This is a genomic window from Salinarimonas soli (assembly GCF_008386575.1).
GTDB lineage: Bacteria > Pseudomonadota > Alphaproteobacteria > Rhizobiales > Beijerinckiaceae > Salinarimonas_A > Salinarimonas_A soli.
Genome location: NZ_VUOA01000170.1, coordinates 1 through 371 on the forward strand (window position 1 = coordinate 1; position 371 = coordinate 371).

Sequence of the window (371 nt, forward strand, 5' to 3'; positions counted from 1 at the left end):
CGTCTTTCTTCTCTTTCTTTTCGGGCTTTTCTTTTCGCTCCTTGTTCTTGTCGAGGTCCGCGAGCCAGTTCTCGAATACCTCCATGGCCTCTTTGATGTTTTTGATTTTCTCTTCTGCTTTCGTCATTGACAGAACCCTCTTCGCTCTACCGAGAAGTCCTCTCACTGTCAGCCTCCTGTAGTTCAGGTCGTGCTCCTCCAGGAGCCGCAGCGTGTCCTCAGCCTTCGCCTTGTCCTTGAATCCGAATCCTGTATCTTCTTTATCATCTTTGCCCATTGTTGATCAGAATGCGTCGTGAGAACTGTAATAATGTGTCTTAGTAAAGTATTTTTGGTACAATGATTGGAATAGTATGAATGCTAACTAAATA

The 371-nt window shown here is 44.7% G+C and carries 1 protein-coding gene; it reads right to left on the reverse strand.

Annotated features, from left to right (window positions below):
• Window positions 1–277: hypothetical protein (locus F0L46_RS27765; RefSeq protein ID WP_210247698.1), on the reverse strand; the 277-nt coding region annotated here is incomplete at its 3' end.
• Between the last annotated feature and the right edge of the window lie 94 nt (window positions 278–371).